Source organism: Pseudomonas protegens (assembly GCF_003732485.1).
Classification (GTDB): Bacteria; Pseudomonadota; Gammaproteobacteria; order Pseudomonadales; family Pseudomonadaceae; genus Aquipseudomonas; species Aquipseudomonas protegens_B.
This window is the reverse complement of the sequence record NZ_MOAK01000061.1, coordinates 74,981-77,880: the sequence shown is the minus strand read 5'-3', so window position 1 is coordinate 77,880 and position 2,900 is coordinate 74,981. Positions and strand designations below refer to the sequence as shown.

Below are 2,900 nucleotides of genomic sequence, written 5' to 3'. Positions count from 1 at the left end.
GCCCTTGCGCGCGCCCGCCGCACTACCGGCAGCCCCGGCCACACCCGCACCAATGGCCGCCCCGGTGCTGCCGCCGAGCTGCTGCCCGACCACGTTGCCCAGCGCACCGCCAAGACCGCCACCAATGGCGGCAGTACCATCGCCGGCCATCGCGCCTTGAGCCAGCAGAAGTCCCACAACCAGGGCAGGTAGAGTTGAACGCATGACTTGAACCTCAAAAAAAGACTGTCGAACTGACACAAAAGCCCAGCGCCGCGCCACCCGCTACGGAGCGTCACGGCAACACCCGGTTGCTCTCCGGTGGCTTGGACAGCGGATTCTAAAAGAGTTTTATCGTCGCGCAAAAAAAAGCCCGCTGGGGAACGGGCTAGGGGTATTGCTTTTAACGGATGGTCTGAGCGTACTCAGGCAGATGTGAAGATTCTGTGAAAAGTACCCGCGACTGGGAGCAACAGACGCGGATCACACAATTTCTCATCCTGCCAACATCTTCAGTTCACCTTCTGAAGATGCTCGAAGCCGATCAATGCAGGTCAGCCCCTTGGTTGGCGGCTCCCGCCACCGGCTCGATAGCGGCCTGGACGCTCACTGGCAACATTGATCTCAGCGGATGCTGCGAATGCTGCCCTTGTTGCCTTTGACGGTGACCGAGACTTTCTTGAAGACGAAGTAGTTTTCTTCGCTGACTTCATAGCGTGGGGCCACGATCAGGTCGGCGCCGGAAGACTTGACCGCCTTGAACGCAGCAGCCGACTTGACCGCACTCACTGGATCCAGGCCCAGACCACCCAGACCGCCGCCGGTATCGCCGCCGTAGGTCACACCATCAGCAAACTGGTTATCGCCACCAAACTGCAGGAAACCAAAGAGGATGTTCACCGACGACTGGCCCGAAATTGCCTCGCCCACTGCTACATCCGCCTTCAGGTCAGCCTTGACCTGGCTATCGATAGGCGACGATGGCTGGCTGATGTTGTAGCTGGTGCAACCAGTGGCCGCGGCTACGAGAGTGGACAGTGCGAGGAGTTTGAAAATAGCTTTCACGTTTATTTCCTTATCGCTTTTCATATAAAGGCATCATCGCTGGATGCGCAGCCCCGTTTGAATCGGGATAAAGAACATATCGCCAGTTATAGCCAATTGAGATAAGAAAATTCCTAAAACTACAAAGGATGCCTCTTTACTTAACCCATCTCACTGGCGAAAAACAATTAATACGGCTACCCAAGATTTGGAAAAAAATTAATACGCAAACAATATGCAGAAAGTTATGACCCAACCAACCACCGCAAATGGACCTGGATACTTTGTGACCGGCCCTCACCTCTAGCAGGACAACCCAAGCCCCCTCGCAGAGCATCGTCCGGCGCAAACAGGAAACTCTATCGCCAACAGGGCTGTTGGCCATATCAGGATTTTTCTCAAATTAACCATATCCTCGGATTACAACTTCAATCCTGATAGACATCCGGATTTAACGTTTTGCGGACAATAAAAAGCCCCGCATCAAACGGGGCACTCAGAACTTAATATTACTTTCTCTTGGGCATTGCCTTGGGAAAGAACATCGTATTACTGGCTACCGGCAGCGTTGCAGTTTTTTTCCTGCTACTGACCCGGGATTGCTCTTCAACTTCAAATGCGGCCTGACCGCAACGCACCAAGTTGTTGATTGGGAACTCATCCCCGTTGTCTTCGATATAGGCAAGACTTCTCATATCCCAGCTCCCTCCAACAACCGATCAGTACCGGCAAGCTCCTGATTGCCTGGAAAATACTGACCATCACGGCGTTTCAGACTAGCCAGTCATTTGTAGACCTGCTGTCCAAACCAGGCAAGCACCGACGAGCGGCAAGAGACCAGAGAAAAAAATGATCCAGAGCAAATTTCCGGACTCATGAACCCGACGGCCGCTTGATATGGCAGCACGCCCATTTAGAAATTAGCAGGGGCTTTGCGTCCAATTGCTTCATGGGGTGGCGGTGTACCAGCCTAGAAATGGAGACATTTTCAGGGAGGCCATTAGCAACAGGCTCGTCAAATTCGAACTCTTGGGCAGCTACCCACATGAAAATCCATATTTTCACCAGCTTGTCAATAGTGCTGTTGAGCGACTGTACGGGAGGCAGCGCGGTGGTAGGCTTTCATGGCGTCACACCGCGCGAGTGCCCGATCTGTTCGGATTACTGATAAAGGCAGGTCAGGCTAATGTAAAAGCCGCATGTCAGATAACTGAAAGGATTCGAACATGAAAAAGTCCATAGCTGCTCTGGCCGTATCCGCAACGCTCGCTTTCACCGCAACTGCCGCGAATGCCTCCGTGCATCCGACCCCCATCAAGGCTCCCCAGACCGCCAATCAGGTGACAGCCTCTGTTGACACTCCTTTCGTAACCCATCAGACAGCTGGCGAAACCCAGATGGCCAGCATGGCCAGTAGTTGCTCCGATGATCGATATTCCTGGTGGGAATACAGCGGCTGGGAAATCGTCGGCTGTCTCATAAGCGGCCAGTGGTAACCATTCAGACGAGCCTGGTGCGTGACATACGTAATCAGTACGCACCAGAGCCTGTTAGTCCAGCCACATGCGACTTCGAAGATACAGATTCCCTCATACTGCTTACGCAACAATAGCCCTCGCCAGCAGATAATTGCTTGGTGTTTATAGGCGAGCCTTGTTGCGTATTCAAACTGGGACTTCGGCAACAAGATACCTTTGCATGCGCATGTTGCCGACGCTCAACGCTCGTCGAATTCGGCCTCGGTCATTTCGCCGAGATAGCTGCAGTCCATCCACTGCGCAAAGGGCCAACTTTTTAAACAGACGCTATCCATTCAACGCTACTGAAAAACACCCGCCAGCCCCCTATTGGCCCCAGAGGCCATTTTTCAAACGCCA

The 2,900-nt window shown here is 53.3% G+C and carries 3 protein-coding genes and 1 pseudogene; 1 reads left to right on the top strand and 3 read right to left on the bottom strand.

Going from position 1 to position 2,900, the window contains the following annotated elements; all coding sequences use genetic code 11:
• The 3 genes and pseudogenes from BLX41_RS35525 to BLX41_RS16615 form a co-directional block, all read right to left on the bottom strand.
• Positions 1-204: pseudogene (locus BLX41_RS35525) on the bottom strand (bacteriocin); the annotation flags it as partial.
• A gap of 399 nt (positions 205-603) precedes the next feature.
• Complete coding sequence (locus BLX41_RS16620; RefSeq protein WP_372852653.1) at positions 604-1,068, bottom strand: hypothetical protein; 465 nt, start codon at positions 1,066-1,068, stop codon at positions 604-606.
• A gap of 464 nt (positions 1,069-1,532) precedes the next feature.
• Complete coding sequence (locus tag BLX41_RS16615) at positions 1,533-1,718, bottom strand: hypothetical protein (protein ID WP_123725774.1); 186 nt, start codon at positions 1,716-1,718, stop codon at positions 1,533-1,535.
• Positions 1,719-2,249: 531 nt separating this feature from the next.
• On the opposite strand from BLX41_RS16615, the gene BLX41_RS16610 reads away from it, so the two are divergent.
• Positions 2,250-2,519, top strand: a complete 270-nt coding sequence (locus BLX41_RS16610) for a hypothetical protein (protein WP_123725773.1) — start codon at positions 2,250-2,252, stop codon at positions 2,517-2,519.
• The last annotated feature ends 381 nt before the right edge of the window (positions 2,520-2,900 follow it).

Excerpts from the sequence above, each read along its gene's own strand:
- BLX41_RS16610 (WP_123725773.1), top strand. The coding sequence starts at position 2,250 with ATGAAAAAGTCCATAGCTGCTCTGGCCGTATCCGCAACGCTCGCTTTC.
- BLX41_RS16620 (WP_372852653.1), bottom strand. The coding sequence starts at position 1,068 with ATGAAAAGCGATAAGGAAATAAACGTGAAAGCTATTTTCAAACTCCTC.
- BLX41_RS16615 (WP_123725774.1), bottom strand. The coding sequence starts at position 1,718 with ATGAGAAGTCTTGCCTATATCGAAGACAACGGGGATGAGTTCCCAATC.